Raw genomic sequence first — 25,875 nt, 5'->3', positions numbered from 1 at the left:
TGACCGGATTCGTCGGGGGCCGGACGGAACGGGACGCGTGGCTCGTGCCTCCCGCGCCGTCGACGCGCACGACCCGATCGAACCCGCTCCACCACCGCCCGTCCTGGCCGGTGACGACGGTGGAACCGACGCCCGTGTCCACCCGGATCAGGGCGAAGTTCCCGGCCGAGGTCCCGCGCTCGTCCTGCTGCTCCGCCATCGCGGCCAGGTCCGCGCGGTGCCCGGGGGACGGACTCGGAGGCGTGCCGAACGGCCGGCGGTTCCGAGTACGGGCCTGTGAAAAAGCACAGACGAGAACAGCCTTCGCAGGGGCCGTCTGTACGATGCTCGGGCGTCCTGCTTCACGTATCTCGCCGACAACGGCGTGCCTGATCACCTGCTTGTCCGGTGGGCTGGGCACACCGACGTGAAGACGACCGAGCGGTGGTACGTGAAGCCTGATGTGAACGACCTGCCTCCGGCGGCAGAAGTGGGGGGTGGTCCGGCGGGGGATGTGAAAGATCGTGACAGATGAAGGTGTGAGCCCGTGGACGTGCCCAGGACCGAAACCGTGCAGTACCGCTTTGACGGGCCGGAAGACGCCCCAGTCCTGGTGATCGGGCCGTCCCTCGGCACCACATGGCACATGTGGGACCGGCAGATCCCGGAACTCGTCCCGCACTGGAGAGTCCTCCGGTTCGACCTGCCCGGTCACGGCGGCGCCCCCGCCCACCCGGCCTCCGCCGTCGGCGAACTCGCCGACCGGCTGATCGCCACCCTCGACGGGCTCGGCGTCCAGCGCTTCGGCTACGCGGGCTGCTCCATCGGCGGCGCGATCGGTGCCGATCTCGCTCTGCGCCATCCGCATCGTGTCGCCTCCCTCGCGCTGGTGGCCGCCTCGCCCCGGTTCGGCAGCGCCGACGAGTTCCGTCAGCGCGGGGTCGTCGTCCGCACCAACGGTCTGGAACCGATGGCCCGTACCGCACCCGAGCGCTGGTTCACCTCCGGTTTCGCCGCCGCCCAGCCCGCCATCGTCGAGTGGGCCGTCCAAATGGTCCGCACCACCGACCCCGGCTGCTACATCGCCGCCTGCGAGGCGCTCGCCGCCTTCGACATCCGTGACGAGCTCGGCCGCATCACCGTGCCGACCCTCGTCCTGGTCGGTGCCGAGGACCGGGTCACCGGCCCGGGCGACGCCCGCACCCTGGTCGCGGGCATACCCGACGCCCGGCTCGCCCTCGTGCCCGGCGCCGCCCACCTCGCCCCGGTCGAGCAGCCCGCGGCCGTCACCGAGCTGCTGCTCACCCACTTCTCCGCGGCCTGGCAGGACACCCTCACCGCCCTGCCGGCACCCGCCGACATGCCGAGGCTCTCCGCCCCCGTCCTGCCCGTCGCGGAGATCACCGCCGCAGAACGGCCCGAGGCCGCGGACGCCGGATACACCGATCCGTACGAGCGGGGCATGAGGACGCGCCGAGAGGTCCTGGGCGACGCGCACGTGGACCGGGCCATGGGCGCGGCCGACGACTTCACCGGCGACTTCCAGGAACTCGCCACCCGCTACGCCTGGGGCGAGGTGTGGTCCCGGGACGGACTGGACCGCCGCACCCGCAGCTGCGTCACGCTCACCGCACTGGTCGCCGGCGGACACCTGGAGAGCCTCGCCGCACACGTCAGGGCGGCCCTGCGCAACGGCCTCGGTCCTGCCGAGATCAAGGAGGTGCTGATGCAGACCGCCGTCTACTGCGGCCTGCCCGCCGCGAGCGCCGCCTTCTCGATCGCCCAGTCCGTGATCCAGGAGGAAACGACGCCCCGTCCGTAGCAGGATGGGGCCCATGAACGCAGTGAACCCCGCGCACCTCACCCTGACCAAGAAGAAGCACTCCTGCGTCCGGCTGGAGAAGGACGGACGGACGCTGGTCATCGACCCGGGCGCCTTCTCCGAACAGGACGCCGCCGTCGGCGCCGACGTGATCCTGGTGACGCACGAACACCCCGACCACTTCGACGAGCAGCGGCTGCGCACCGCGCTGGAGGCCGGCCCCGCCACCGAGATCTGGACCCTGCGCAGCGTCGCCGACCGGCTCTCCGCGACGTTCCCCGGCCGGGTCCGCACCGTCGGCCACGGGGACGCGTTCGACGCGGCGGGCTTCGACGTACAGGTCCACGGCGAACTGCACGCGGTGATCCACCCCGACATCCCGAGGATCACCAACATCGGCTTCCTGGTGGACGGTTCGGTCTTCCACCCGGGTGACGCGCTCACCGTCCCCGACCAGCCGGTCGACACCCTGCTGCTCCCCGTGATGGCTCCCTGGAACAAGATCTCCGAGGTGATCGACTACGTGCGCGAGGTCGCGCCGCGCCGCGCCATCGACATCCACGACGCCCTCCTCACCGATCTCGCCAGGCCGATCTACGACAACCAGATCGGCAGCCTCGGCGGTGCCGAGCACGGCCGGATCGCCCCGGGGGACTCGACCGCCCTGTGAGCTCGGCCGGTCCGGCGACTGTCGGTGCCGACCGCTAGGTTTACCCCATGCGCATCGCCACCTGGAACGTCAATTCGATCACCGCCCGGCTCCCGAGGCTGCTGGCCTGGCTGGAGAGCACCGGCACGGATGTGCTGTGCATCCAGGAGACCAAGTGCGCCGCCGAACAGTTCCCGGCGGAGCAGCTCCGCGAGCTCGGTTACGAGTCCGCGGTCAACGCCACCGGCCGGTGGAACGGGGTCGCGCTGGTCTCCCGGGCCGGCCTGTCCGACGTCGTCACGGGACTGCCCGACGGTCCCGAGTACGACGGAGCGCAGGAGCCCCGGGCGATCTCCGCGACCTGCGGCCCGGTCCGCGTCTGGTCGGTGTACGTGCCCAACGGCCGCGAGGTCGAGCACGCCCACTACGCGTACAAGCTGCGCTGGTTCGAGGCCCTGCGGAACGCGGTCGCCGCGGACGCGGCGGATGCGCGGCCGTTCGCGGTCCTGGGCGACTTCAACGTGGCCCCGACGGACGAGGACGTCTGGGACCCCGCTCTCTTCGAGGGGGCCACACACGTCACGCCCGCCGAGCGCGCCGCCCTCGCCGCACTGCGCCGGGAGGGCCTGTCCGACGTCATGCCGCGCCCGCTCAAGTACGACCGCCCCTACACCTTCTGGGACTATCGGGAGCTGCGCTTCCCGAAGAACAAGGGCATGCGGATCGACCTGGTCTACGGCAACGCGCCCTTCGTCGCGGCGGTCGAGGACAGTTATGTGGATCGCGAGGAGCGCAAGGGCAAGGGCGCGTCGGACCACGCCCCGGTGGTCGTGGATCTCGCCCTCTGACGGTCCCGGTGCCTCTGGCGGCCCCGGCACCTCTGACAGCTCCGGTACATCCGACGGGCCCGGAAACACGGGGGGACGGGGCGCGGAACATCCGGTACCGCGCCCCGGGCCCGCGACCGACGGACGGCCGTTGTCAGTGGTGGCCGATACGGTGAGGGTGTCCTTGTCCCGCTTGCTGGCTGCTTGCTCCGACCAGGACGGCCCCGTCCGTACAGCGCCGGGCGGGGCCCCTTCGCTCCCGCGTCAGCGCGCGGGAAGGCCGTCCGGTTCCGGCTCGGCGGTCCGGCGCGTCCCCAGCGTCGCCCGGGCCGTCATCAGCGACAGGCCCATCAGCGCGGCGCTCACCCACAGCGGTGCCCGGAAGCCGAACCCGGCGTCGATCGCGAGCCCGCCGAACCAGGGGCCGAACGCGGCGCCCACGTTGAACGCGGACGTGGCGAACGAGCCGGACAGCGTCGGGGCGTCGGCCGCCGCCCGGAACACCCACGAGATCAGCGCCGTGCCGGTGCCGAACGCCAATGCTCCCTGCACGAGGACGAACACGACCGTCGCGGCCGGATTCCCCGCGGCCGGCGCGAACCCGGCCCAGCCGGCGGCGAGTGCGACGAGCCCGGTCGCGGCGACGGCCACCGGCCTCCTGTCCGCGAGCCGGCCGGCGACGGTGACACCGACGAAGGACCCCAGACCGAACAGGGCGAGCAGCACCGGCACCCAGCCGCGACCGAGCCCGGTGACGCGTGTGGCGAGCGGTTCGAGGTAGGAGAACGCGCAGAACGTCGCCCCCTGGACGAGGGCCATGGTCAGCAGCGTCAGCAGCAGCCGCGGCCGGGCCAGCGCCCGCAACTCGACCCGGACGTCCACCGGGACGGCCTCGGGCCGGGTGCCCGGGATGGTCCTGGCGATCACGACGGCGGCCGGGACGGAGACGAGGGCCACGGCCCAGAACGCCGACCGCCACCCCCAGGCTCCGCCCAGCACCGCCCCGGCGGGCACCCCCGCCACACAGGCGAGGGTGACGCCCCCGACCACCACGGAGGTGGCACGCGCCCGGGCCCCGGGTCCGGCCAGCGACACCGCGGTCACCAGGGCCACGGACCAGAAACCGGCGTTCGCCAGCGCGCCGACGACCCGGGTCGCCAGGAGTACCCCGTAGCCGGGGGTGAGCGCCCCGACGACATGGGCGGCGCCGAAGACGCAGAGGAAGAACAACAGGGCGCGGCGGCGCGGCCAGGTGCGGCTGAAGAGCGCCGTCAACGGCGCCCCGACGATCATCCCGACCGCGAAGGCCGAGGTCAGCAGCCCCGCGGCGGGAATCGAGGTGTGGAGGTCGGCTGCGATGTCCGAGACCAGCCCGGACAGCATGAACTCGGACGTGCCCTGGGCGAAGACGGCGAGGCCGAGTGCGTAGACGGCGAATGGCATGAAGGAACCCCATGAACGGCTGACGGATGGACCGAGCGAAGGGGTGTGGGCCGCGCCCGCCCGTCACGACGGGCGGCAACGCGGAAGAACGTCCGGGGTGTTCGGGACGTGACCCGGCCGGGCGGCGGACGCCGGACGGGAGATCTGCGCACGAGCGCATACGGGGAACGCGCGGCCCACACCATGGTGGTCCCGCGGTGGCAACGGGCAGCGGAGGCGCCCGTGACCGGAACGGCCACGGGGGTGCGCACTCGACAGGGCTTCGGCCACCGGCGGACCGGTGGCTAGTCTCTGTCTGACTCGGGGCTGGACATGCCGCCGAAGCTATCAGCCGGTTCCCGCCCCGGGCCACCCGGTTTTCCCGTCGGCCCACCGGATTCGCGGACGGGCCGTGCGTGCGGGCGGCGCGGCCGGCAGGGCCGCGCGTACGACGGACCGCGCGCCTGTGGTGCGTACGACGTGGAGGATGCGACCCTGAGTGGTATGAACATCCCTTTCCTGGACAACTGGCGTAAGCGTCACGACGGGACGCGTGGGCAGGGGCTCGCCTCCGTCGTGGCGGCCGATCCCGAGGGGGTGGCCGAACTGCTGGCCGAGTGCGAGTTGCTGCGTGCCCGGGCGGGGCAGCGCGGCCTCCGACTCGACGACAGCCCGGCCTCGTTGGCGGCCCTCGACCAACTGCCGCCGCGCTGGCGCGACGACCCCGAGGAACTGCCCTGGCTGGGCAACGACGCGGGGCTGTACCTCGGCACGGTCCTGGTGCGCAATGTTCCCGGCGCGGTCTGGAGCATCTGGCCCAGCGGCCGGCCCGTGGTGAGCCTCGCCTCCGGGCGGGAGATCGACGTCGTCGAGGCCGGGCTGGACTGGGCGATGACGGGGAGCCCGGAGCTCTCGCAGGTGTACTCGGAGTCGGCGGAGGGGTAGCGCTTTCCATAAAACAGAAAAAGAAGCCTTATGCCCCATTTATGCGTGTCGACGGGGAAGTCCCTTTTCCCGCTGGATAGTTTGCGCTGACCTCGACAAAGCGAAATGTGGGTGGGGCAGCGCATGGCCGTCGATCCGTTGATCGAACTGCGGGACGTCAACAAGCACTACGGGCAGTTGCACGTGCTGCGCGACATCAACCTCACCGTCGGCCGCGGGGAGGTGGTGGTGGTCATCGGCCCCTCGGGCTCGGGCAAGTCGACGCTCTGCCGGACCATCAACCGGCTGGAGACCATCGAGTCCGGCCGCATCGTGATCGACGGCAGGCCCCTTCCCGAGGAGGGCAGGTCACTGGCCCGGCTCCGGGCCGAAGTGGGCATGGTCTTCCAGTCGTTCAACCTGTTCGCGCACAGGACCGTGCTGGCCAACGTCTCGCTCGCCCAGCTCAAGGTCCGGGGGCGCAGGAAGGACGAGGCCGACCGGCGCTCCCGGGAACTGCTGGAACGGGTCGGGCTCGCCGCGCACGCCGACAAGTTCCCCGCCCAGCTCTCCGGCGGGCAGCAGCAGCGGGTGGCCATCGCCCGGGCTCTCGCCATGGACCCCAAGGCCCTGCTCTTCGACGAACCCACCTCGGCACTCGACCCCGAGATGATCAACGAGGTGCTCGAAGTCATGCGGCAGCTCGCCCGGGACGGCATGACCATGGTCGTCGTCACGCACGAGATGGGCTTCGCCCGCTCCGCCGCCAACCGCGTGGTGTTCATGGCCGACGGCCGGGTCGTCGAGGACCGCAGTCCCGAGGCGTTCTTCACCGCCCCGGAGAGCGACCGCGCCAAGGACTTCCTGTCCAAGATCCTCAAGCACTGACGGGGGCTCCGAGTTGCGTACGAGAAGAGTCGCGGCCGTTCGCGCCGTTCTGCTGCTGGTCTCCGTGCTCGCCGCCGGGTGCGGCAAGGAGGGCAGCCCTCCGGTGAAGGGACCGAAGGCCGGTCAGTTGCCCGTGTACCGGGTCGACACCGGCTTCCGGCTGTACCGGTCACCGACCTGGACCGCGGCGAGGAAACGCGGCTACCTCCGGGTCGGGGCCAAGGAGGACCAGCCGTACCTGGGCGAGAAGGACCCGGCCACCGGCGCCTACTCCGGATTCGACATCGAGATCGCCAGGATGATGGCGGCGTCGCTCGGCTTCGAACCGAAGACCATCAGATTCCGGACGATCGCCTCCGCCAACCGCGAGACGGCGCTCCAGAACGGCCAGATCGACTACTACGTCGGCACCTACACCATCAACGCCATGCGCAAGAAGCTCGTGGGCTTCGCCGGTCCCTACTACATGGCCGGCCAGTCGCTGCTCGTCCGCACCGACGAGCACGACATCCACGGCCCCCAGGACCTGGCCGGCCGCACGGTCTGTTCGGCGGCGGGCTCGACCCCGTACCAGCGCATCGCCGCCGACTACCCGAAGGCGATCCTGGTCTCCTACGACACGTACTCGATCTGCGTGGACAACCTGCTCACCTACCAGGTCGACGCCGTCACCACCGACGACGCGATCCTGCTCGGCTTCGCGGCCAAGGCGCCGAAGGAGCTGAAGGTGGTCGGCAAGCCGTTCTCGAAGGAGCCGTACGGCATCGGCGTCCCGCGCGACGACAACGCCCTGCGGTTCGCCCTCGACGACGCCCTGGAGGCCAACCAGAGGAACGGGAACTGGAAGAAGGCGTTCGAGGCCACGCTCGGCCTGTCCGGAGCACCCGCGCCGACCCCACCGCCCATCGACCGCTACCCGGCGAGCTGAGAGGACGGCAACCCGCATGGACGTGCTCACACAGAATTTCTCGCTCTACGGCGAGGGCTTCCTCGGCACCCTCGAACTCACCGTCTACTCCTCCGTCCTGGCGCTGCTCCTGGGATTCGTCATGGCGTCCTGCCGGGTCGCGCCCGTCGGCTCGCTCCGGACCCTCGGCACGGTGTGGGTCACGGTGCTGCGCAACACCCCGCTGACCCTGCTGTTCTTCGCCGTCCTGCTCGGGCTGCCGCGCTTCGGCCTGATCCTCCCCTTCAAGGTCTTCGCGGTCCTCGCGCTCGGCTGCTACACCTCGGCGTTCATCTGCGAGGTGCTGCGTTCCGGCATCAACACAGTGCCGAAGGGACAGGGCGAGGCGGCCCGGAGCCTCGGGATGACGTTCGGCCAGACGCTGAGCCACGTCGTGCTGCCGCAGGCGTTCCGTTCGGTGATCCCGCCGGTCGGGTCGACCCTGATCGCACTTGCCAAGAACTCCGCGATCGCCGGGGCGTTCAGCGTCACCGAACTGCTCGGCACCTACAAGACCCTCAACGAACTGGGATACAGCATCATCTGGACCTTCGTCTGGATCGCCGTCGGCTACCTGATCATCACCCTGTCCATCAGCGCGCTGTTCCACGCGATGGAGAAGCGCTGGGGAGTCGCCCGATGACCACCCGCACCGAGCCGTCCGCCACCGCGCTCCACGACATCCCGGGCCCGGTCACCCGCAGGCGCCACCGGATCTACTCGGTCGCCTCGACGGTCCTGATCCTCGCCGTGATCGGCTGGGTCGTCTTCCTGCTCCTGGACACCGGGCAGTTCGCCGCGGCCAAGTGGACTCCCTTCGCGTACAAGGGAATTCAGGAACTCCTGCTGCGCGGGCTGGGCAACACCCTCAAGGCGTTCGGGTACGCGGCGGTGCTCTCGCTCGTCCTCGGGGCGGTGCTCGCCGTCGGCAGGCTCTCCGACCACCGGATCGTGCGCTGGATCGCCGCGGTGCTCGTCGAGTTCTTCCGGGCCATGCCCGTGCTGGTGATGATCTTCTTCGTCTTCGTGGCGCTGAGGGTCCAGCCGCTGCCCGCCCTGGTCGCCGGTCTGACCCTGTACAACGGATCGGTCCTCGCCGAGGTGTTCCGCACCGGGATCAACTCGGTCGACCGCGGCCAGCGCGAGGCCGCGTACGCCCTGGGAATGCGCAAGACCCAGGTCACCACGTACGTGCTGGCCCCGCAGGCGGTGCGTGCCATGCTGCCCACCATCATCAGCCAGTTGGTGGTGGCGCTGAAGGACACCTCGCTCGGCTATCTGATCACCTACGAGGAGTTCCTCCACGCGGGCAAGCTCATCGCGTCCAACCTCGACTACGATCTCCCCTTCATCCCCGTGGTGATGGTGATCTCGCCGATCTACATCGGGATGTGCATGCTGCTCTCCTGGTTCGCCACCTGGGTGGCCAGACAGGAGCGGCGCAGCCCGAAGACGAAGGCCGTGGAGGTGGCACCGGCCGAACCGGGAACGCTGCTGCCGGGAGCGCGGTAGGCCGTGTCGACGAAGCGGTACCACCCGGCCGGGGGCAGGATCGCGCGGCGAAGGGCGAATCGAGGACACGGCCGGGCCGGGGAACCGCCGTGAGGGGGTTCCCGAGGAGCGGTGCCCGTCCGGCAGCAGCCGGTGATCACTTCTCGCCCGAAGCAACGGACGCGTCCGACGGGTCCGCCGGAGGGACGGGAAGAAGGTCAGCTGCGGCCGGTCGGGTCGTGCTCGACGTGCGGCCGACCGCGCCGGTCACCGGGACGTGCCGGTGACCGGCCGGTGCCGGACCGTACGGTGGGGCGGGGCCGCGGCCGACGGGGACGGCCGCCGGAGGCCGCGACGAGGGGGACGGGCGTCGCGGCCCCGGCGCCGTTCCCGAGGGACCGCGATCCGCGTGCCGGACGACACGACGGGCGTGCCGCTCCCGGACCCCCGGCTCAGCGCAGGGCGCTCTTCGCCTGCCAGTCGGCCCACGACACGTTCCACGCCCCGTACCCGTTGCCCTCGGCGACCGTGCCCTTGGCGTCCGCGCCGGTGATCTCGAACGGGTCGCCGACGCGCACCTGCCGGTACAGTTCGCCGGCGTTCGCGTCGCTCATCCCGACGCAGCCCGAACTGCGGTTGGCGACCCCGAAGTAGCCGGCGTTCCACGGCGCGGCGTGCGCGTACATGCCCGACCAGGTCAGCCGCATCGAGTAGTCGACCATCTTGTCGTAGGCGTCGCCCAGGCCGACCGTCTCCGAGCGCATGTTGATCGTGCCCTCCTTGGACATCAGCACGGCCGTGCCGCGCCAGGACGCCTTCTCGCCGCCCGGAGTGCCGGCGGACATGGGCACGTCCATCACGGTCTTCCCGTCCCGCTTCAGCGCGAGCCGGTGCCGGTCGAGATCGACCCTGACCACCTGTGCGGCGCCGACGATGAACGTGGTGCGGTAGTCGCGGACGAACCAGCCGCCGGACGGGCCCGAGTCGATGCCGTTGAGACCGGCGTCGAGCGTGACCTTCGTGCCGGACTTCCAGTACTCCTTGGGCCGCCAGTCCACGCGGTCCTTGCCGGAGTAGTCCCGCAGCCAGCCCCAGGAACCCTCGGTGTTGTTCGACGTGGTGACCTTCAGGGCCTTCTCCACCGCGGCCCGGTCCTTCACCGGGTTGTCGAAGACGACCGACAGGGGCTGGCCGATGCCGACCGTGGTGTTCTTGCCGGGGGCCAGGGTCAGCTTGTTGACCTTGTCGGCCGCGGCTGTGGTGAACTCGGCACGGTCACTGCCGCCCTCGGTGTCCTTCGCCTCGACGCGGTAGGCGGTGCCGGGGGCGGCGGGCCGGTCCGATGTCCAGGTCCGGCCGTCGGCGGATATGCGGCCGGTCAGCGCGTCCCCCTCGGCCGCGCCCACCGTGACCGTCCCGAGCCTTCCGGCGGCGAGGCTCACCTTCACCGGCTGACCGGGGGTGGCCGCGGAGCCCCGGAGGTTCACCGTGATCGCGGTGTCGTGCGCGGGAGTCTTCCCACCGGCCTTCCCCGTGTCCGTTACCGAGTCCGACGCGGAGGCGCCGGAGCAGGCGGTGAGGGAGACGCCCAGCGCCGCGGCACCGACGACCAGCGGGAGCCGGGCCGGGCGGGCGAGGGGAGCGGTACGGCGTATGCGCCGGCGTGCGGGGAACAACGGATGACCTCCAGGACGGTGCTCTTCGACGAGGGAAGAGGTATGCATCCGACCATAGGTTCCGCATATCGGCCTAAAACCGGGAAAACGCCTGTGTGACATCGGTCGCAGCACAACGGTCATCGTCCGGTCACACATGCCGCTCGGGGCGGTCACGGACCGCTGTGAGCATCCTGTGCGACCCCGCGGATCCGACGGCGGGGCGGAACAGGGAGGGTCTCGCCTCATGCCGATGCTGCTCGCGACCGAAGACCGCAGCCGTGACGAGGAGCTGCGGATACGCGCTCTGACCGCGGCGGAGCACCGGGCCTTCCTGGCCACACGCACCGACGCGAGCTTTCTGCAGTACCCGTCCTGGGCCGGGGTGAAGGACCGGTGGGCCGCCGAGACGATCGGCTGGCACGGCGACTGCGGCGAACCGGCCGGGGCCGCCCTGGTGCTCTACCGGCAACTCCCGGGAACCCGGAAGCACTTCGCGTACCTGCCCGAGGGGCCGGTGGCCGACTGGGCCGACCCCGGCATCGACCGCTGGCTCCGGCCGCTGATGGCGCACCTGCGTGCGGCCGGTGCCTTCGCCGTCCGTATCGGTCCGTCGCCGGCGTACCGGCGCTGGGACACCGCCCGCCTCAAGGCGGCCACCGGCCCGGGCCGCAGGGTCGGCGACGTACTCGCCACCGAGGTCGACCCGCTGGGCGCGGCCGTCGCCGAACGCCTCCGGGCCCGCGACTGGCACCGTTGCGGCGGCGACTCGGGCGAGGACGCCGACGCGCAGCCCCGCTACGTCTTCCGGGTGCCGCTCGCCGGCCGGACGCCCGACGAGCTGTGGACCGGGCTCAACCAGGAGTGGCGGCGCAACGTGCGCAGGGCGCGGAAGGCCGGGGTGCGGATCGTCATCGGCGGCGCGGCCGAACTCCCCGAGTTCCACCGGCTGCTGCGGATCACCGAGGAGCGCGACGGCTTCCGGCTCGGCCGCTCCCTCGCGTACTACCAGCGGCAGTACGCCGTGCTCAACGCCGAGCATCCCGGCCGGATGCGGCTCTACCTGGCCGTCCACCAGGGGGAGATCCTCGCCGCCCACACCATGATCAGCACCGGTCGCCGGGTCTGGTACCAGACCGGCGCGTCCGCCGACCACCGTCGTGAGGTCCGCCCCAGCAACGCGCTCCAGTGGCGCATGATGCTCGATGCCCACGGCCTCGGCGCCGATGTGCACGACATGCGCGGGGTACCCTCCACCCTTGACCCCGGTGACCGCCCCTTCGGACTGCTGCGCTGGAAGCTCGGCACCGGCGGTCAGTTGGTCGAGACCCTCGGGGAATGGGAGACATCGGTGGGCGGAGCAGCCAACAACGCCTTGTACCGGGCATTCCAGGCATATCTGGCGCGCCGATGACGGCCACCGGTACGGCCCCCGCCGAGACCGCGGAGCGACGGTCCGGCTCGGTGCTGCGCAGCGGCGCCGTCATGGCGGCCGGCTCCATGGTGTCCCGGGCGACCGGTTTCGTCCGCTCCGCCGTCGTCGTCGCCGCACTCGGCACCGGCCTGGAGGCCGACGGGTACACCGTCGCCAACACCGTGCCCAACATCCTCTACATGCTGCTCATCGGCGGCGCGCTCAACGCCGTCTTCGTCCCGGAACTCGTCCGGGCCGCCAGGAACCACGACGACGGCGGAGCCGCGTACACCGACCGGCTGCTCACCCTCTGCACCATCGGGCTCCTCGCCCTCACCGCGCTCACCGTCGTCGGCGCCCCGTGGATCGTCTCGGCCTACGCCCCCGGCTACCACGGCGAACAGGCCGGGATGACCATCGCCCTGACCCGCTACTGCCTGCCGCAGATCCTGTTCTACGGGCTGTTCACACTCCTGGGCCAGGTGCTCAACGCCCGTGACAGGTTCGGCGCCATGATGTGGACCCCGGTCCTCAACAACCTCGTGATCATCGGCGTGTTCGGGATCTACCTCGGCGTCGCCGCCGGCTCCGGCGGCACGCTCGACGCGGCCCAGGCGAGGTGGCTCGGCTGGGGGACGACCGCCGGGATCGTCGTGCAGACGCTCGCGCTGATCCCCGTGCTGCGCGCCGCGGCGTTCCGCTGGCGGCCCCGGTTCGACTGGCGGGGCAGCGGCCTCACCCGGCCGTTGCGCGCGGCGGGCTGGCTCGTCCTGCTCGTGCTGACCAACCAGATCGCCTACTGGGTGGTGACCCGGCTCTCCACCGCCACCGGTCAGCACGCCGTCGAGCAGCACGTGGCGGGCGGTCCCGGCTACACCGCGTACAGCTACGCCTATCAGTTGTGGGTCGTGCCGCACGGCATCGTGACCGTCTCGCTGGTCACCGCGCTGATGCCCCGGATGAGCCGGTCCGCGGCCGACGGCGATCTGCCGGGGGTGCGGCGGGACGTCTCGTACGCCCTGCGCACCTCGGCCGCGGTCGTGGTGCCCGCGGGGGCCGTGCTGTTCGCGCTGGCACCGTGGGTGATGGGCGCGGTGTACGGCTACGGGCGCACGAACGACGCGGACATCGCCGTCATGGCGGGCATGATGATGGCGTTCGCGCCCGGACTGATCGCGTACTCCGGGCAGTACGTGCTCTCCCGCGCCTTCTACGCGATGAGCGACACCCGCACCCCGTTCCTCCTCAACCTGGTGATCGCGGCGCTCAACGCCGGGCTCTGCGTCGCCGCGTATCTGCTGCTGCCGGTCCGCTGGGCCGTGACGGGCATGGCCGGGGCGTACTCGGTGGCCCTGTTCGCGGGCTTCGGCGTCACCGCGTACGTGCTGCGCCGCAGGCTCTCGCACGGGGCCGGTCCCCGGTCGCCGCTGCCGCGCTCGTCCGGACTGTGGGCGCAGGTCCGGCTGGTGGGGGCGGCCGTGCCCGCCGGACTGCTGGGGCACCTGACCGCCCGCGCCTGCGACGGCCTCGGGGACTTCGCCGCGGTGGGGGCGGGGACCGCCGTGCTCCTGCTCACGATCGCGCTGCTGGCCCGGCCGCTCCGGCTGCGGGAGGTCGACGCCGTGATCACCGCGGCCCGGAGCCGACTGCGGCGGGCATGACCCCGACGACCGGACCACCCGTTCACCGGTTCGAATCCACTTCTTGATCGCTGGGATACTGCTGCCATGCCTCGCGTGTTGCTGATCGAAGACGACCCCTCCGTACGCGAAGGGGTCGAGCTGGGGCTGCGCCGGCGCGGCCACGAGCTGCGGGGCGTCGAGACCGGGGAGGAGGGGCTGGCCGCCCTCGCGGAGTTCCGTCCCGACCTGGTGCTCCTCGACCTGATGCTGCCCGGCGTGAACGGGGTCCAGGTCTGCCGCCGGATACGGGAGACCAGCCAGCTCCCGATCATCATGCTCACGGCACGCGGCGACGACTTCGACGTGGTCGTCGGCCTGGAGGCCGGCGCCGACGACTACATCGTCAAACCCGCCCGCACCGAGGTGATCGAGGCGAGGATCCGCGCCGTGCTGCGCAGGCTCACCGAACCCGCGGGACGCGACGGCGTGGAGCACCACGGCGAACTCGCCATCGACCGCGCCGGGCTCTCGGTCGCCAAGTCCGGGCAGCGCGTCCTGCTCGCCCCCTCCGAACTGAAGCTGCTCCTGCACCTGACCGCCTCGCCCGAGCAGGTCTTCAGCAGGCAGCAACTGCTCGAATACGTCTGGGAGCACAGCTACCACGGGGACGCCCGTCTGGTCGACGCCTGCGTACGACGGCTGCGGCAGAAGATCGAGGACGTCGCGGGCAGCCCGCGCTACATCCAGACCGTCCGCGGCTTCGGCTACCGCTTCGGACCGCTCGCGTGAAACTCCTCGCCGCCCGCTCCGGGCTGCGGACCCGGCTCGTCGCGGCCTTCCTCCTGGTCGCGGCCGCCAGTGCGGTCACCACCGCGACCCTTACCTACCGCGAGGCCCGTTCCGCCATCCTCCAGCAGGCCCAGGACACGGCCGTCGCCCAGTTCCGCGACCGGATCGGCAGCCTCGCCATGACCCTGCCGGTGGAGCGCGAGCACCTGCGGCGGTCCTGCCAGACGCTGGCCCGGGAGGGCAAACCGCACACCTGGCGGGTGTTCGCCGAGTACGGGAACATCCGGGTCTCCTCCACCGACCGGCCCACCTCCGACGTGATCACGCCCGCCCTGCGCGAGGCCGTCCGCGGCAGCGCCCGCGGCTCGTTCCAGCGGGTCGTCAAGAACGGCGAGCCCTGGCTCACCGTGGGCATGCCCGCACTCTTCGAGCGGGGCGACGGACGGCAGCCCACCGGCCTCGTCCTCTACGCCGTGATGCCGCTCTCCACCGAGGAGGCCAACATCAGCGCCATGGTCACCGCGGCCCGCGACGGCGCCCTGCCCGCTCTCGCGATCGCCGTGGTGCCCGCCCTGCTCGCCGCCCGCAGCGTGCTGCGCCCGGTACGCGACCTGGAACGGGCGGCGACCGGCATCGGCAGGGGAGAGCTCGACACCCGCATCGAGGTCAAGGGCTCCGACGAACTCGCCGGACTCGCCCGCACGTTCAACGAGTCGTCCACCAAGCTCCAGGAGTCGGTCGCGGAACTGCGGCGCGCGGAGGCGCGGGCCAGACGCTTCGCCTCGGACGTCTCGCACGAACTGCGCACCCCCCTCGCCGGGATGCTCGCCGTCACCGAGGTGCTCGACGAGGACGCCGCCCACCTGAACGCCGACACCGCCGCCGCCGTACGGCTGATCAGCGCCGAGACCGGGAAACTCGCCACGCTCGTCGAGGACCTGATGGAGATCTCCCGGTTCGACGCGAGGGCCGCCGGCCTCCATCTCGACGAGGTGGACGTCGCCGAGACCATCCGCAAGACCCTGCAGAACAGGCACTGGGACGACCGCGTCCGCACCGAACTCCCGGACGGGATCCGGGCGATGCTCGACCCCCGGCGCTTCGACGTGATCGTCGCCAACCTCGTCGGCAACGCCCTCAGACATGGCGCGACGCCCGTCACCGTACGGCTGCGGACCGAGCACCGGGGCGCCGGGCGGTGGCTGGTGACTGAGGTGGCGGACCACGGGCCGGGCATCGACCCGGCGGTGCTGCCGCACATCTTCGACCGGTTCTACAAGGCCGACGAGGCCCGTACCCGGTCGGCGGGCAGCGGACTCGGACTGGCGATCACCCAGGAGAACGTACGGCTGCACGGCGGAACCGTGCACGCCGCGAACGGACCCGGGAGAGGCGCCGTCCTCACCGTGGAACTGCCGCTGGAGGCGAAGACGACATGAGGCGCGCACGACTGCTCGCGGCATTGCTGCCCCTGGTGGCGGCATCGGCCGGGTGCGGCATCCGGGCGACCGACGTCGTCGACATCGGCGACCCGGCGACGGTGGACGTGCCACCGGGGCGGGAACAGGGCACCGTGCTCTATTTCGTCTCCCCGCCGCCCGACGGACGACTGATGCCGGTGGTGCGGCCGGTCGAGATGGTGGTCCGGGAACCGCCGGACAACACGGGTGCCGAACGGGGGTGGCGCGATCCCGCCAAGGCGATGGTCATGCTGATCGCCGGCCCCGACGAGACCGAGGCCGCCGCCGGGCTGCGCACCGAACTGCCGCGCGGTGACATCGTGTCGAGCCTGAGCCTGGACCCGGCCGGGGTGCTGGTCAGGCTGAAGGTGCCGGTCACGGAACTGTCCGACGTGGCCCGGCAGCAGCTGATCTGCACGGCGAAATCGGCCCGCGGCTCGGACCACGGCGTGCAGGTGCGGGTGATCGGCTCCGACGGCACCGTCGACCGCGGCCCCTGCTCCGTCTGACCGTGCCGTCGACGCCCTCCGCGCCGGCGCGGCGCCCGGCCCCGGTCCACCTCCGCCCGCGCGGGTGAACCGGGACCGGCGTCGACGCGGCGCGTCCGCGCGACCGGACGCGCCGGGGCCGTGGGCCGGGTCCGAGGGGAGGTCAGGCGCCCCAGCGCAGGGCGATCGTGTCGCCCACGTTGATCACCCTGCCGCGGTCGGCTCCGGTGAGGGCCGAGCCGTCGACGCCGGCCTTCCATGTGCCGACCCCGCTGTTGGCCCTGCCGTTGAGAGCGGTGATCGTGGCGGTTCCGGAGGACGGCGTCACACCGCTGACGCAGCCGGAGGGAGTGGCCGCGGTGGTTGCCGCGTCGAGGACCGCGCCGAGGGTGGTCGTGGCACCGGTGGGTGTGAAGGAGACGGAACACACCTTCAGATCGCCCGTGCCGTCGTCCACGGTCAGGGCCAGTTTCGTGGCGGTGCCGGGGGTGAAGGCGCCCTGGGCCACCCACTGGGGCGCGCCGCCGGTGACGGGGACCGGGGGAGCGGCGGTGAAGCCGCCCCCGGCGACGGCACGCAGCCCGTCGACGGACGCGTAGGCGGAGGGCGTGGTGTCGCCCGGCAGGTACCTGAAGCCGCCGCCGGGGTTGAACTGCTGGGCGATGAGGAAGTCGACGGGCGTCTTGCCGGCGGAGGTGAGGAAGTCGCCGGTCTGCGGGTTGACGCCGCAGGCGTTCAGGCCGGAGACGGCCCAGCCGTTGGAGTCGGTGTTGACACCGAACGTCGCGTTGAAGGCGCCACTGCCCGGAACGAGTTTGCTCTTGAGGAACGCCTTGGCCCGGGTGATGTCCGTGTCGGTGTTCGGGACACCGGTGACGCAGAGGGCTGCCATCGCGGCGCCGGTCATGTCGATGTCGCTCGGGGCGGCGAGCCGGCCCGGATCGCCCTCGGCCCTGCTGTAGTCCCAGCCGCCGTCGTTGTGCTGGTTGGCGCGGATACGGGCGATCAGGGAGTCGCGCAGGGACTGGGGTATGCGCTGCGCTCCCGCCGGTGTTCTGGCGCCGCCGAGGGCGAGCGCGGCGAACACGGTCCCGTTGAAGTTCGCCGGGGGGCCGAAGTAGCCCGGCTCGGCAGTCTGCCAGTAGCCGTAGATGTCGCCGATGAGATTGCGTGAGGCGGAGACGCGGGACGGGTCGACGCCGGCCGCGTAGGAGTTGAGGGTGGCGCGTTCGTAGTCGGTGACCACCGGTGTGGCGGACGGCCAGCCCGCCGTGGCGAGCAACGCGCGGTAGACGGATCTCGCGTTCTTCGTGGTGTCGCCGCCGGGTGTGACATCGACGGCCGCGGTACCGGCGGAGGCGAGCGCGCTGAACGCCCACTCGTTGGAGAGCCCCGGGCCGGCGTAGGAACCATCCGCCGCTTGAAGGGACTTGAGGTACGCGACGCCGTTCGCCCGCGAGGTGGCGATCTGGCCCGGTGTGGCAGTCGCGGCGGCCGGCAGGACACTCAGACAGAACGCCCCGATGGAGGCGGTCGCCGTGAACGCGAGACGGCGTGAGATCAAAGGACGGGACATGGCCTGCTCCTGGGATGAGGGGCGCGCCGCCCCGGGCCCGCGGCCCCCCGGCGGGAGACGACAGCGAGCGGGGCCGCCGCCCGAACGCGTGGACCGGCTTCCTGTGATGCGTCGCCGCCTGGGCATTCGGGCTCGGAACGGCCCCCAGCCGCCCCACACCGCTGCGCGTCAGCCCCGGATTCTCACCGGGTTCCCCCACGTGGCAGCGCTGGACGCTACCGGACGCGTTGCCGTCCCGCCAGACAGCCCGGGCCGCCTCTCCGGATGCGTGACCGGTGCCTTGACGGAGCATCGCCCAGCGTGCTGAAATCCGCCTGATATGCACTGAGTTCCAGGGGAAGCCGGTCGAAGTCCGGCGCTGACCCGCAACCGTAGGCCCGGCACCGCCGGGCGAGCCGGATTACCTGGAGCCTGATTCGCAGCGATGAGCGCCGTCGTGGACTACGGCGTGGTCGACCCGCTCCGCCCCGCGTGAATTCCGGGGTGAGGGCGCCTCAGCCACGTTCGCGTTCCCACGGACACGGAACGAGGGGGCCGCGGTGGGGACCGCACAGCGAAGAGACCGACGTACGGGGCCCGGAGCGTTCCTGTCCCCGATGCCCGCCGTGTTTCTCCTGCTTGCCATGTGCGTGACATTCGTCACCGCCGGTCCGGCCACGGCCGACCCCATCGGGAGCTGCACGGCCACCAGGGGCGCGATCGTCGCCGTCGACTTCGGACCCTTCGCGGGCAAGGTGGAGCGCGGCTGCGACACGACGCCCACGACGGGGTACGAGCTCCTCCACGAGGCGGGCTTCACCACGGAGGGCACACAGCACGACGGCCCGGCCTTCATCTGCCGCATCGGCCTCGGCTCCGGAACGCGGTACCCGACCGCGGACAACGAGTCCTGCGTACTCACCCCGCCGGCCACGGCCTACTGGTCGTACTGGATCGCCTCACCGGGCCAGAACACGTGGACCTACAGCCAGTACGGGGCCATGGACCGCAAGCCGAAGGACGGTGACGTCGACGCCTGGGTGTTCGGCGGCACCGACATCGGCGGCACCACCGGCAAGCCGGCCTTCACCCCGGACGAGGTGCGCGCCGGCGGCGGCACCGGGACCCCGGACCCCGGGAACACTCCCACGGTCCCGGCCGGGGAGATCGATGTCGCGGGTGCCGCGGCCTGGATCGGCGGCACGCTCAAGGACGGCGAACGCGTCGTCGACGACGGCGCCGACACCCCCAACTACCTGCTGACCACCGAGGCGGCGTACGCTCTCGCCGCCGCGGGTGGCGAGAGCACCGCCCTCGACAAGGTCACCGCGTTCCTCGCCGCCCACACCGACGCATACGCCTACGCGTCCGGTGACGACCAGGCCCCCGACGCCACCGCGGCGGCCCGTCTCGCGCTCGTCGCCGAGGCCACGGGAGCCGACCCGCACCACTTCGGCGGCCATGACCTGATCGCCGACCTCGTGGACAACATCTGCGCCGCGGGCCCCGACGCGGGCAGCCCCACCCCCGGCTGCAGCGCCAGGGGCGATTTCAGGAACGCGACCTACGCCGACGGGCAGGCGTTCGCCGTACTGGCCCTGCTCCGCGCCGGCACCGGCATTCCGGCCGAGGCCGTCGAGCGGCTGACCCAGTTGCAGTGCGAGGACGGCGGCATCACCAGCATTCTGATCCGCCCCGGTGAGAACTGCGACGGCGATCCCGCCACCACCGGTCTCGTGGCCCTCGCACTGCGGGGGGCGGGCGGCCGGGACGCGGCGGTGACGAAGGCCCGGACCTATCTCGGGAAGGCGCAGCGCCAGGACGGTTCGTTCCCCGGCTACACCGGGGCCACGACCGGCAGTGTCCACGCCACCGCGTACGCCGCGCAGACACTGCGTGCCCTCGGCGACACCGCGCGGGCCGACGCCGCCGTGTCCTGGCTCTCGCGGGAGCAACTGGACGGAGGAGGTTTCGGTTTCGAGGAGGGGGCCACGGACCCGGCTCTCTACGCGACGTCACCCGCGGTCCTCGCCGGCGCCGGGACCGATCTGGTCCTTCTGACGACGAGGAAGCCCGATCCGACCGGCTCCCCGACCACCGCTCCGACCGTTCCGGCCGGTGAGGGCCCCGATCTGAAGAAGGGCGTCGCCTACCTCACCAGCGGGACCAACCTCAGACAGGGGCGGTACTACGCCGCGGGCGGCGCCTCGTCCCGCGCCGACTTCGGACTGACCATCGACGGCGCGTACGCGCTAGCGGCCACCGGTCTGAACAACGACAAGCTGCGCGGCATCGTCGACTTCCTCGACGAGGGCGGCAGGGACGGTGAAGGCCGGACCCTGCGGGACTGGACCGGAGCGGGGACGACGTACGCGCTCGGCGGCTCCATCGGCAAGGCCGCCCTGCTGGCCGAGAGCGTCGGCCGCGATCCGCGCTCCTTCGGCGGCCAGGACCTCATCGCCGCTCTCGGCAAGGCAGTGTGCACCGGGCCGAGCAAGGCTCCCGACCGCAGCTGCGCGGACAGGGGCGCCTACACCTACGCCCCCTCCGTCTTCGCCCAGTCCCTCGCGGTCATGGCCCAGTTGCGTGCCGACGAGGGTACGGCGGCCCAGGAACCGATCGCCTACCTGGAGAGCCTTCAGCACGGCAGCGGCGCGTGGCCCAGCCTGATTCCCGCCACCGGTGACTCCGACGTCGACTCCACCGCCGTCGCGGCCATGGCCCTGGACCTGGCCGGGGGCGAGAAGGCCGACCGGGCCGTCGACAAGGCGCTGGCCTGGATAGCGAGCAAGCAGCTGCCCGACGGCGGCTTCCCCGGCGCGGCCGGCGACTCCGTCAACTCCGCCGCTCTCGCCGTGCAGGGGCTCTCCCTGGACGCGCCGCGATACGTCTCCGAGATCGCCAGGGCCCGGAAGTTCCTCGCGGGCCAGCAGAACGCCGACGGCGGGTTCAACGTGGCGAAGGAGGGACAGCGCGGATCCGATCTGCGCGCCTCCACCCAGGCGGTCGGCGGGGCGACCGGGATCTCGTTCGGCACGCTGGAGCGCGGCCTGACCGGCACCACACCGCAGCCCACGCCCACCCCCGGCGCCACCACCCCGCCCATCATCACCCCCGGGGACACGGCGGGAGGGACGGGAGGCATCGTCGACACCGGCACGGGCGGCTCCGGCGGAGGAGCGCTGGCCTCGACCGGCACGCGGATCGGCGCGCTCCTCGGCCTCGCGGCCGTGCTCGTCGGTGCCGGGTGGCGGGTGGTCGTCGTGGCCCGCCGCCGGCCGGCCGCAGGGGGACGGATATGAGTACCACCGGCTGGCGCAGGACCGTACGGGCGGCAGCCGCCCTCCTGCTGGCGACCGCCGCGCCGATCGCCGGCGCACCATCAGCGGCGGCGGATCCGCAGTCCATGGGCCGGTGCACCACCACCTCCGGAGTCGTTCTCGCCGTCGACTTCAGCCACTGGGGCGGCCCGGTCTACCGCTCCTGCGGGACCACACCCACGACCGGCTACGAACTGCTCAACCAGGGCGGTTGGCGCACCACCGGCACCGGGCACGACGGCCCCGCCTTCATCTGCCGCATCGGATACAGCGGACACCGGGGCGGCAAGCAGTACCCGACGCCCCAGCAGGACGACTGCGTCCTGACGCCACCCGCTTCCGCCTACTGGTCGTACTGGCACGCCGACCCCGGTGCGAACGACTGGGAGTACAGCCAGCTCGGCGCCATGCTCTACAAGCCGAAGCCCGGCAGTGTCGACCTGTGGATCTTCGGCGGAACCGACATCGGCGGCACCAGGGGCAGGCCCGCGCTCACCCCCGACCAACTGCGCGCCCACAACGCCGAGCCGAAGGGCGGGGTGGGCGAGCCGGTATCGACGGAACGGGCTCCTGAGCTGTCGCCGGGCACCGACACGGGCCCGAGGGCGCCCGGGCGGAAGGAGCCCTCGCCGTCGAAGTCCGCCTCGGCCTCCGCCTCGGCGAAGCCGTCCGGCACTCCGTCGCCGAGCGGGACGGAGCCGGGATCGCCGAGCCCTTCCCCGACCGCCGCGGACGGTCCTGCCGAGGGTGCGCCGGGCGCCGGAACCGAGGTCGTCGACGCGGCCCCGGCCGGCGACGCGAAGGTCGACGCGGGGTCGGTCCTGCCGGTGGTGGTGGGCGGCTCGCTGATCGTGCTCGTCGGTGGGGCGGCCGTGTTCGCGGCCAGGCGCCGGCGCCGCACGGAGTAGCCGCGGTGCCGCGCACCACGCCCGTGACGACACCCGTGGCCGGACACGCTCCGGACACGGGCGGCCGTCGCCTGCCGAGAACGCTTCACCCGGTCGCCTGGTGGATCTGGGCGCTGGCCCTGGCCACCGCCGTCAGCCGCACCAACAACCCCCTGCTCCTGTTCCTCGTGCTCGCCGTTCTCGGCTACGTCGTCACCGCGCGCCGCACCGACGCTCCCTGGGCGCGAGGCTTCACCTACTACCTCTACCTCGCCCTCACCGTCGTCGCGATCCGGGTGGTCTTCCGGACCGTCTTCGCCACCGGCATCGGCCCGCACGACCACTTCCTCTTCTCGCTCCCGCACATCGCCACCCCCGACTGGTACGCGGGCATCCGGCTCGGCGGACCCGTCTCGTTGGAGGCCCTGCTCTCGGCCGCCACCGACGGGCTGCGGCTTGCCTGCATGCTGTGCTGCGTCGGGGCCGCCAACACCCTCGCCAATCCCAAACGGGCCCTCAGGGTTCTGCCCGGCGCCCTCCACGAACTCGGGGTCGCCGTCACCGTCGCCATCAGCGTCGCCCCCCAACTCGTGCAGAGTGTGCAACGAGTCGCCCGTGCCCGCAGACTGCGGGCCGGGCGGAGCAGAGGTCTCAAGGCACTGCGCGGCATCGTCGTCCCCGTCCTGGAGGACGCCCTCGAACGTTCTCTGCGGCTGGCCGCCGGAATGGATTCCCGGGGCTACGGCAGAGCGGGCGGCGCGACCCGCCGTTCCCGCCGGGCGACCGGGGCGCTGATGCTCCTCGGGATGTGCGGTCTGTGCGCCGGGGTGTACGGACTCCTCGACGCGACCACACCCACGTTCCTCGGGTTCCCGGCGATGGCGGCGGGAGCCGTGCTGTGCGTGGCGGGTCTGCGTCTGGGGGGACGCAGGGTCTCTCGCACCACGTACCGGCCCGACCCGTGGCTGCTTCCCGAATGGGCTGTCGCCGGAGTGGGCGTGCTCTCCGCCGTCCTGCTGTTCGGCAACGTGGGCTACAACGCGGCCGAGCTCAACCCCTCCATCTATCCGCTCAGTTGGCCCTCGCTGCCGTGGGTGCCGGTCCTCGCGATCCTGCTGGCCGGGACCGCCGGGTTCCTGGCGCCGCCGCCGACCCCGCTCCACCCCGTCGTGCCTCCGCGGCGCACCGAGAAAGCCGAGGCCACGTGATCACTTTCGACCAGGTCACCGTCCACTACGACGACGCGGCCGAACCCGCGCTGCGCGAGGTCGACCTCACCGTCGAGGAGGGCGAGCTCTGCCTCGTCGTCGGTCACACCGGCGTCGGCAAGTCCACGCTCCTGGGCGCCGTCAACGGGCTCGTGCCCCATTTCACCGGCGGCACACTCCACGGCCGCGTCACCGTCGACGGCAGGGACACCGCCACCCATCCGCCCCGGGAGCTCGCGGACGTGGTCGGTGTGGTCGGGCAGGACCCGCTCGACGGCTTCGTCACCGACACCGTCGAGGAAGAACTCGCCTACACGATGGAGCAGTTGGCCATCGCTCCGACGGTCATGCGCAAGCGCGTCGAAGAGACCCTCGATCTGCTGGGTCTGGCCGACCTCCGCCACCGCGCCCTGCACGAACTCTCCGGCGGCCAGCAACAGCGCGTGGCCATCGGCTCCGTCCTCACCGCGCACCCCCGTGTCCTCGTTCTCGACGAGCCCACCTCCGCCCTGGACCCGACCGCCGCGGACGAGGTCCTCGCCGCCGTGACCCGCCTCGTCCACGACCTCGGCGTCACCGTCCTGATGGCCGAGCACCGCCTCGAACGCGTCGTCCAGTACGCCGACCGCGTGGTCCACCTCCCGGGCGGCGGGCGCGTCGTGCACGGGCCCCCCGCCGAGATCCTCAGGTCGTCCTCCATCGCCCCGCCGATCGTCGAACTCGCGCGCGCCGCGGACTGGCACCCGTTGCCGCTGTCCGTCCGCGACGCCCGCCGTGCCGCCGCCCCGCTCCGTCGCGCGCTGGCCGGTGTCACGCCCGCACCGGTACGTCCCGTTCCGGCGGCGGGGACGGTGCTTCTGGACGCGCACGGCATCACCGTCAGCTATCACGGCGTCCCCGCCGTCCGCGAGGCCGACCTCGGCCTGCGCGGTGGCGAGATCACGGCGCTCATGGGGCGCAACGGTTCGGGAAAGTCCTCCCTGCTGTGGGCGTTGCAGGGATCCGGCCCGCGCGGGGCCGGGCGCGTGCGCGTCACCGGCGAGGGAGCGCCGCGCGATCCGCGCACCCTGCCCGCGGCGGCGGCGCGGCGGCTCGTCGGGCTCGTTCCGCAGACCCCGTGCGACCTGCTCTACCTGGAGAGCGTCGAGCAGGAACTGCGGCAGGCCGACAGCGAGTCGGCCGACGGGAGCGAGAGTCCCGGGGCGCGCGAGATCCTCGACCGCCTCGCCCCGGGCATCGACGACGCGACCCACCCCCGTGACCTGTCCGAAGGGCAGAAGCTGGCCCTCGTCCTCGCGATCCAGCTCACCGCGACGCCTCGGGTCCTGCTCCTCGACGAACCGACACGCGGGCTCGACTACCGGGCCAAGGCGGAGCTCACGGAGATCGTCTTCGCCCTCGCCGCGGAAGGCCGCACCGTCGTCATCTCCACGCACGACGTCGAGTTCGTGGCACGGACGGCCGACCGGGTCGTCGTCATGGCCGAGGGCGACATCGTCGCGGACGGCCCCACCCGCGAAGTCATCGTCGCCTCACCGGTGTTCGCACCGCAGACCGCCAAGATCCTGGCACCGCTGCCCTTCCTCACCGTCGACCAGGCGACCTCGGCACTCGACGCGCACGACACCGCGTCCGGCGACGGCGAGGACCGGTCATGAGCGCCGGTGGCGCGACGGCCATCCGGATCGGCCCACGGGCCTCGCTGGTCATCGCCCTGGCCGCCCTCGTCGGAGTGGTGGCGTTCTTCTGGCCCTTCGTCGTCGCGCCCGGAACGTTCGGCTCGAACTACACCCCCACGCTCATCTTCGGCGTCCTCCTGGTCCTCGTGCTCTGCGTGGTGCTCTCCGAGATGGCCGAGGGCGGCATCAACTCCAAGGCCCTGGCCATGCTCGGCGTGCTGTCCGCCGTCAACGCGGCACTGCGCCCCCTGGGCGCCGGAACGGCCGGCATCGAAACGGTCTTCTTCGTCCTGGTCCTGGCCGGGCGCGTCTACGGGCCGGGCTTCGGCTTCACCCTCGGCTGCACCTCGCTCTTCACCTCCGCGCTGATCACGGGCGGCGTCGGACCGTGGATGCCGTACCAGATGTTCGGCTGCGCCTTCGTGGGCATGCTCGCCGGATTCCTGCCCCGCGCCACCGGCCGCCGGGAGGTCCTGATGCTCGCCGCCTACGGATCGGTCTCGGGCTACCTCTTCGGGTTCCTGCTGAATCTCTCCTTCTGGCCGTTCTCCCTCGACCCGAACAGCTCCATCGCCTACCTTCCGGGCCTGCCGTTCACGGAGCAGTGGCACCGGTACCTTGCCTTCGACCTCGCCACCTCGCTCGGCTGGGACACCGGGCGCGCGGTCACCAACTTCGTCTGCATCACGCTGGCCGGCCCGGCCGTACTCACCACCTTCCGCCGCGCCGCCCGCCGCGCCCGCTTCCGGGCCCCGGTGCGTTTCGCGCCCTCGCTCCCCAAGGGACCCGGCGGGGAGGACTGACGCCCGTCCCCGGCAGCCGTGTCCCCGGGGCGCGACCGAGGGCCGAC

The 25,875-nt window shown here is 72.0% G+C and carries 21 protein-coding genes and 2 riboswitches; of the genes, 18 read left to right on the top strand and 3 right to left on the bottom strand.

The genetic code is table 11. The features are described 5' to 3' along the window. Nucleotides 1-526: 526 nt before the first annotated feature. Genes pcaC through ACF1CT_RS33170 form a run of 3 tightly spaced genes read left to right on the top strand, consistent with a single transcriptional unit; the run spans nucleotide 527 to nucleotide 3,298 of the window. Entirely contained in the window at nucleotides 527-1,801 is a 1,275-nt protein-coding gene (gene pcaC, locus ACF1CT_RS33180) for a 4-carboxymuconolactone decarboxylase (protein ID WP_391787727.1), read from the top strand. A 13-nt stretch (nucleotides 1,802-1,814) separates the two neighbouring features. Further along, nucleotides 1,815-2,471 (top strand): MBL fold metallo-hydrolase, encoded by a 657-nt coding sequence (locus ACF1CT_RS33175; protein WP_391787726.1) that lies wholly within the window; start codon nucleotides 1,815-1,817, stop codon nucleotides 2,469-2,471. A 47-nt stretch (nucleotides 2,472-2,518) separates the two neighbouring features. Next, complete coding sequence (locus tag ACF1CT_RS33170) at nucleotides 2,519-3,298, top strand: exodeoxyribonuclease III (RefSeq protein WP_391787725.1); 780 nt, start codon at nucleotides 2,519-2,521, stop codon at nucleotides 3,296-3,298. A 243-nt stretch (nucleotides 3,299-3,541) separates the two neighbouring features. Here ACF1CT_RS33170 and ACF1CT_RS33165 read toward each other — a convergent pair whose 3' ends face one another. Continuing rightward, the gene (locus ACF1CT_RS33165) at nucleotides 3,542-4,720 is read right to left on the bottom strand and encodes a Cmx/CmrA family chloramphenicol efflux MFS transporter (protein ID WP_391787724.1); all 1,179 of its coding nucleotides are present in this window, start codon (nucleotides 4,718-4,720) and stop codon (nucleotides 3,542-3,544) included. Between the two features lie 483 nt (nucleotides 4,721-5,203). Between ACF1CT_RS33165 and ACF1CT_RS33160 the strand changes: the two genes are divergently transcribed. The 5 genes from ACF1CT_RS33160 (at nucleotide 5,204) to ACF1CT_RS33140 (ending at nucleotide 8,969) form a co-directional block, all read left to right on the top strand. Continuing rightward, complete coding sequence (locus tag ACF1CT_RS33160; RefSeq protein ID WP_391787723.1) at nucleotides 5,204-5,644, top strand: DUF6278 family protein; 441 nt, start codon at nucleotides 5,204-5,206, stop codon at nucleotides 5,642-5,644. 123 nt (nucleotides 5,645-5,767) lie between these two features. Continuing rightward, the gene (locus ACF1CT_RS33155) at nucleotides 5,768-6,511 is read left to right on the top strand and encodes an amino acid ABC transporter ATP-binding protein (RefSeq protein WP_391787722.1); all 744 of its coding nucleotides are present in this window, start codon (nucleotides 5,768-5,770) and stop codon (nucleotides 6,509-6,511) included. Between the two features lie 13 nt (nucleotides 6,512-6,524). Beyond that, complete coding sequence (locus tag ACF1CT_RS33150) at nucleotides 6,525-7,439, top strand: glutamate ABC transporter substrate-binding protein (protein WP_391787721.1); 915 nt, start codon at nucleotides 6,525-6,527, stop codon at nucleotides 7,437-7,439. Between the two features lie 16 nt (nucleotides 7,440-7,455). Beyond that, complete coding sequence (locus ACF1CT_RS33145) at nucleotides 7,456-8,100, top strand: amino acid ABC transporter permease (protein WP_391787720.1); 645 nt, start codon at nucleotides 7,456-7,458, stop codon at nucleotides 8,098-8,100. Next, a complete protein-coding gene (locus ACF1CT_RS33140; protein ID WP_391787719.1) occupies nucleotides 8,097-8,969 on the top strand; it encodes an amino acid ABC transporter permease in 873 nt (290 codons plus the stop codon). The genes ACF1CT_RS33145 and ACF1CT_RS33140 overlap by 4 nt, the downstream gene beginning before the upstream one ends. 431 nt (nucleotides 8,970-9,400) lie before the next feature. Here the strand turns inward: ACF1CT_RS33140 and ACF1CT_RS33135 are convergent, their stop codons facing one another. Further along, nucleotides 9,401-10,624, bottom strand: coding sequence for an Ig-like domain-containing protein (locus ACF1CT_RS33135; RefSeq protein WP_391787718.1), 1,224 nt, complete (start codon nucleotides 10,622-10,624; stop codon nucleotides 9,401-9,403). A 226-nt stretch (nucleotides 10,625-10,850) separates the two neighbouring features. On the opposite strand from ACF1CT_RS33135, the gene ACF1CT_RS33130 reads away from it, so the two are divergent. The 5 genes from ACF1CT_RS33130 to ACF1CT_RS33110 all read left to right on the top strand — a co-directional run bounded on the left by ACF1CT_RS33130 (nucleotide 10,851) and on the right by ACF1CT_RS33110 (nucleotide 16,397). Then, nucleotides 10,851-12,017 carry a lipid II:glycine glycyltransferase FemX gene (locus ACF1CT_RS33130; protein ID WP_391787717.1) on the top strand — a complete coding sequence of 389 codons (1,167 nt, stop codon included), beginning with the start codon at nucleotides 10,851-10,853 and terminating at the stop codon, nucleotides 12,015-12,017. Next, the gene (gene murJ, locus ACF1CT_RS33125; RefSeq protein ID WP_391787716.1) at nucleotides 12,014-13,678 is read left to right on the top strand and encodes a murein biosynthesis integral membrane protein MurJ; all 1,665 of its coding nucleotides are present in this window, start codon (nucleotides 12,014-12,016) and stop codon (nucleotides 13,676-13,678) included. Before ACF1CT_RS33130 ends, murJ begins: the two co-directional genes overlap by 4 nt. A 66-nt stretch (nucleotides 13,679-13,744) precedes the next feature. Then, nucleotides 13,745-14,428 carry a response regulator gene (locus tag ACF1CT_RS33120; RefSeq protein ID WP_391787715.1) on the top strand — a complete coding sequence of 228 codons (684 nt, stop codon included), beginning with the start codon at nucleotides 13,745-13,747 and terminating at the stop codon, nucleotides 14,426-14,428. Then, complete coding sequence (locus ACF1CT_RS33115) at nucleotides 14,425-15,867, top strand: ATP-binding protein (protein ID WP_391787714.1); 1,443 nt, start codon at nucleotides 14,425-14,427, stop codon at nucleotides 15,865-15,867. Before ACF1CT_RS33120 ends, ACF1CT_RS33115 begins: the two co-directional genes overlap by 4 nt. Continuing rightward, entirely contained in the window at nucleotides 15,864-16,397 is a 534-nt protein-coding gene (locus tag ACF1CT_RS33110; RefSeq protein ID WP_391787713.1) for a hypothetical protein, read from the top strand. Before ACF1CT_RS33115 ends, ACF1CT_RS33110 begins: the two co-directional genes overlap by 4 nt. Nucleotides 16,398-16,539: 142 nt before the next feature. Here ACF1CT_RS33110 and ACF1CT_RS33105 read toward each other — a convergent pair whose 3' ends face one another. Then, nucleotides 16,540-17,952, bottom strand: coding sequence for a hypothetical protein (locus ACF1CT_RS33105; RefSeq protein ID WP_391787712.1), 1,413 nt, complete (start codon nucleotides 17,950-17,952; stop codon nucleotides 16,540-16,542). Between the two features lie 120 nt (nucleotides 17,953-18,072). Then, nucleotides 18,073-18,148: riboswitch (cobalamin riboswitch) on the bottom strand. Between the two features lie 139 nt (nucleotides 18,149-18,287). Continuing rightward, nucleotides 18,288-18,357, top strand: a riboswitch (cobalamin riboswitch). A 191-nt stretch (nucleotides 18,358-18,548) separates the two neighbouring features. Between ACF1CT_RS33105 and ACF1CT_RS33100 the strand changes: the two genes are divergently transcribed. From ACF1CT_RS33100 to ACF1CT_RS33080, 5 genes are read left to right on the top strand one after another with little or no spacing between them, the layout of a single operon-like run. Then, nucleotides 18,549-21,233 (top strand): prenyltransferase/squalene oxidase repeat-containing protein, encoded by a 2,685-nt coding sequence (locus ACF1CT_RS33100; protein ID WP_391787711.1) that lies wholly within the window; start codon nucleotides 18,549-18,551, stop codon nucleotides 21,231-21,233. Continuing rightward, the gene (locus ACF1CT_RS33095; protein WP_391787710.1) at nucleotides 21,230-22,159 is read left to right on the top strand and encodes a hypothetical protein; all 930 of its coding nucleotides are present in this window, start codon (nucleotides 21,230-21,232) and stop codon (nucleotides 22,157-22,159) included. The genes ACF1CT_RS33100 and ACF1CT_RS33095 overlap by 4 nt, the downstream gene beginning before the upstream one ends. A 5-nt stretch (nucleotides 22,160-22,164) precedes the next feature. Further along, nucleotides 22,165-23,346 (top strand): energy-coupling factor transporter transmembrane component T, encoded by a 1,182-nt coding sequence (locus tag ACF1CT_RS33090; protein WP_391787709.1) that lies wholly within the window; start codon nucleotides 22,165-22,167, stop codon nucleotides 23,344-23,346. Next, the gene (locus tag ACF1CT_RS33085; protein ID WP_391787708.1) at nucleotides 23,343-25,004 is read left to right on the top strand and encodes an ABC transporter ATP-binding protein; all 1,662 of its coding nucleotides are present in this window, start codon (nucleotides 23,343-23,345) and stop codon (nucleotides 25,002-25,004) included. Before ACF1CT_RS33090 ends, ACF1CT_RS33085 begins: the two co-directional genes overlap by 4 nt. Further along, complete coding sequence (locus ACF1CT_RS33080) at nucleotides 25,001-25,828, top strand: ECF transporter S component (RefSeq protein WP_391787707.1); 828 nt, start codon at nucleotides 25,001-25,003, stop codon at nucleotides 25,826-25,828. Before ACF1CT_RS33085 ends, ACF1CT_RS33080 begins: the two co-directional genes overlap by 4 nt. Nucleotides 25,829-25,875: the final 47 nt, after the last annotated feature.

Origin of the sequence: Streptomyces sp. NPDC014734 (genome assembly GCF_043083325.1) — a bacterium.
In the GTDB taxonomy this organism is placed as follows: domain Bacteria; phylum Actinomycetota; class Actinomycetes; order Streptomycetales; family Streptomycetaceae; genus Streptomyces.
The sequence above is the reverse complement of the archived record's forward strand: the minus strand, read 5'-3'. Positions and strand labels throughout refer to the sequence as shown.

Bases quoted from the DNA above. Each gene is read 5' to 3' on its own strand.
- ACF1CT_RS33130 (WP_391787717.1), top strand. From the start codon at position 10,851: ATGCCGATGCTGCTCGCGACCGAAGACCGCAGCCGTGACGAGGAGCTG.
- ACF1CT_RS33095 (WP_391787710.1), top strand. From the start codon at position 21,230: ATGAGTACCACCGGCTGGCGCAGGACCGTACGGGCGGCAGCCGCCCTC.
- ACF1CT_RS33110 (WP_391787713.1), top strand. From the start codon at position 15,864: ATGAGGCGCGCACGACTGCTCGCGGCATTGCTGCCCCTGGTGGCGGCA.
- ACF1CT_RS33080 (WP_391787707.1), top strand. From the start codon at position 25,001: ATGAGCGCCGGTGGCGCGACGGCCATCCGGATCGGCCCACGGGCCTCG.
- murJ (WP_391787716.1), top strand. From the start codon at position 12,014: ATGACGGCCACCGGTACGGCCCCCGCCGAGACCGCGGAGCGACGGTCC.
- ACF1CT_RS33100 (WP_391787711.1), top strand. From the start codon at position 18,549: ATGCCCGCCGTGTTTCTCCTGCTTGCCATGTGCGTGACATTCGTCACC.
- ACF1CT_RS33165 (WP_391787724.1), bottom strand. From the start codon at position 4,720: ATGCCATTCGCCGTCTACGCACTCGGCCTCGCCGTCTTCGCCCAGGGC.
- ACF1CT_RS33170 (WP_391787725.1), top strand. From the start codon at position 2,519: ATGCGCATCGCCACCTGGAACGTCAATTCGATCACCGCCCGGCTCCCG.
- ACF1CT_RS33155 (WP_391787722.1), top strand. From the start codon at position 5,768: ATGGCCGTCGATCCGTTGATCGAACTGCGGGACGTCAACAAGCACTAC.
- ACF1CT_RS33140 (WP_391787719.1), top strand. From the start codon at position 8,097: ATGACCACCCGCACCGAGCCGTCCGCCACCGCGCTCCACGACATCCCG.
- ACF1CT_RS33175 (WP_391787726.1), top strand. From the start codon at position 1,815: ATGAACGCAGTGAACCCCGCGCACCTCACCCTGACCAAGAAGAAGCAC.
- ACF1CT_RS33120 (WP_391787715.1), top strand. From the start codon at position 13,745: ATGCCTCGCGTGTTGCTGATCGAAGACGACCCCTCCGTACGCGAAGGG.
- ACF1CT_RS33145 (WP_391787720.1), top strand. From the start codon at position 7,456: ATGGACGTGCTCACACAGAATTTCTCGCTCTACGGCGAGGGCTTCCTC.
- ACF1CT_RS33105 (WP_391787712.1), bottom strand. From the start codon at position 17,952: ATGTCCCGTCCTTTGATCTCACGCCGTCTCGCGTTCACGGCGACCGCC.
- ACF1CT_RS33160 (WP_391787723.1), top strand. From the start codon at position 5,204: ATGAACATCCCTTTCCTGGACAACTGGCGTAAGCGTCACGACGGGACG.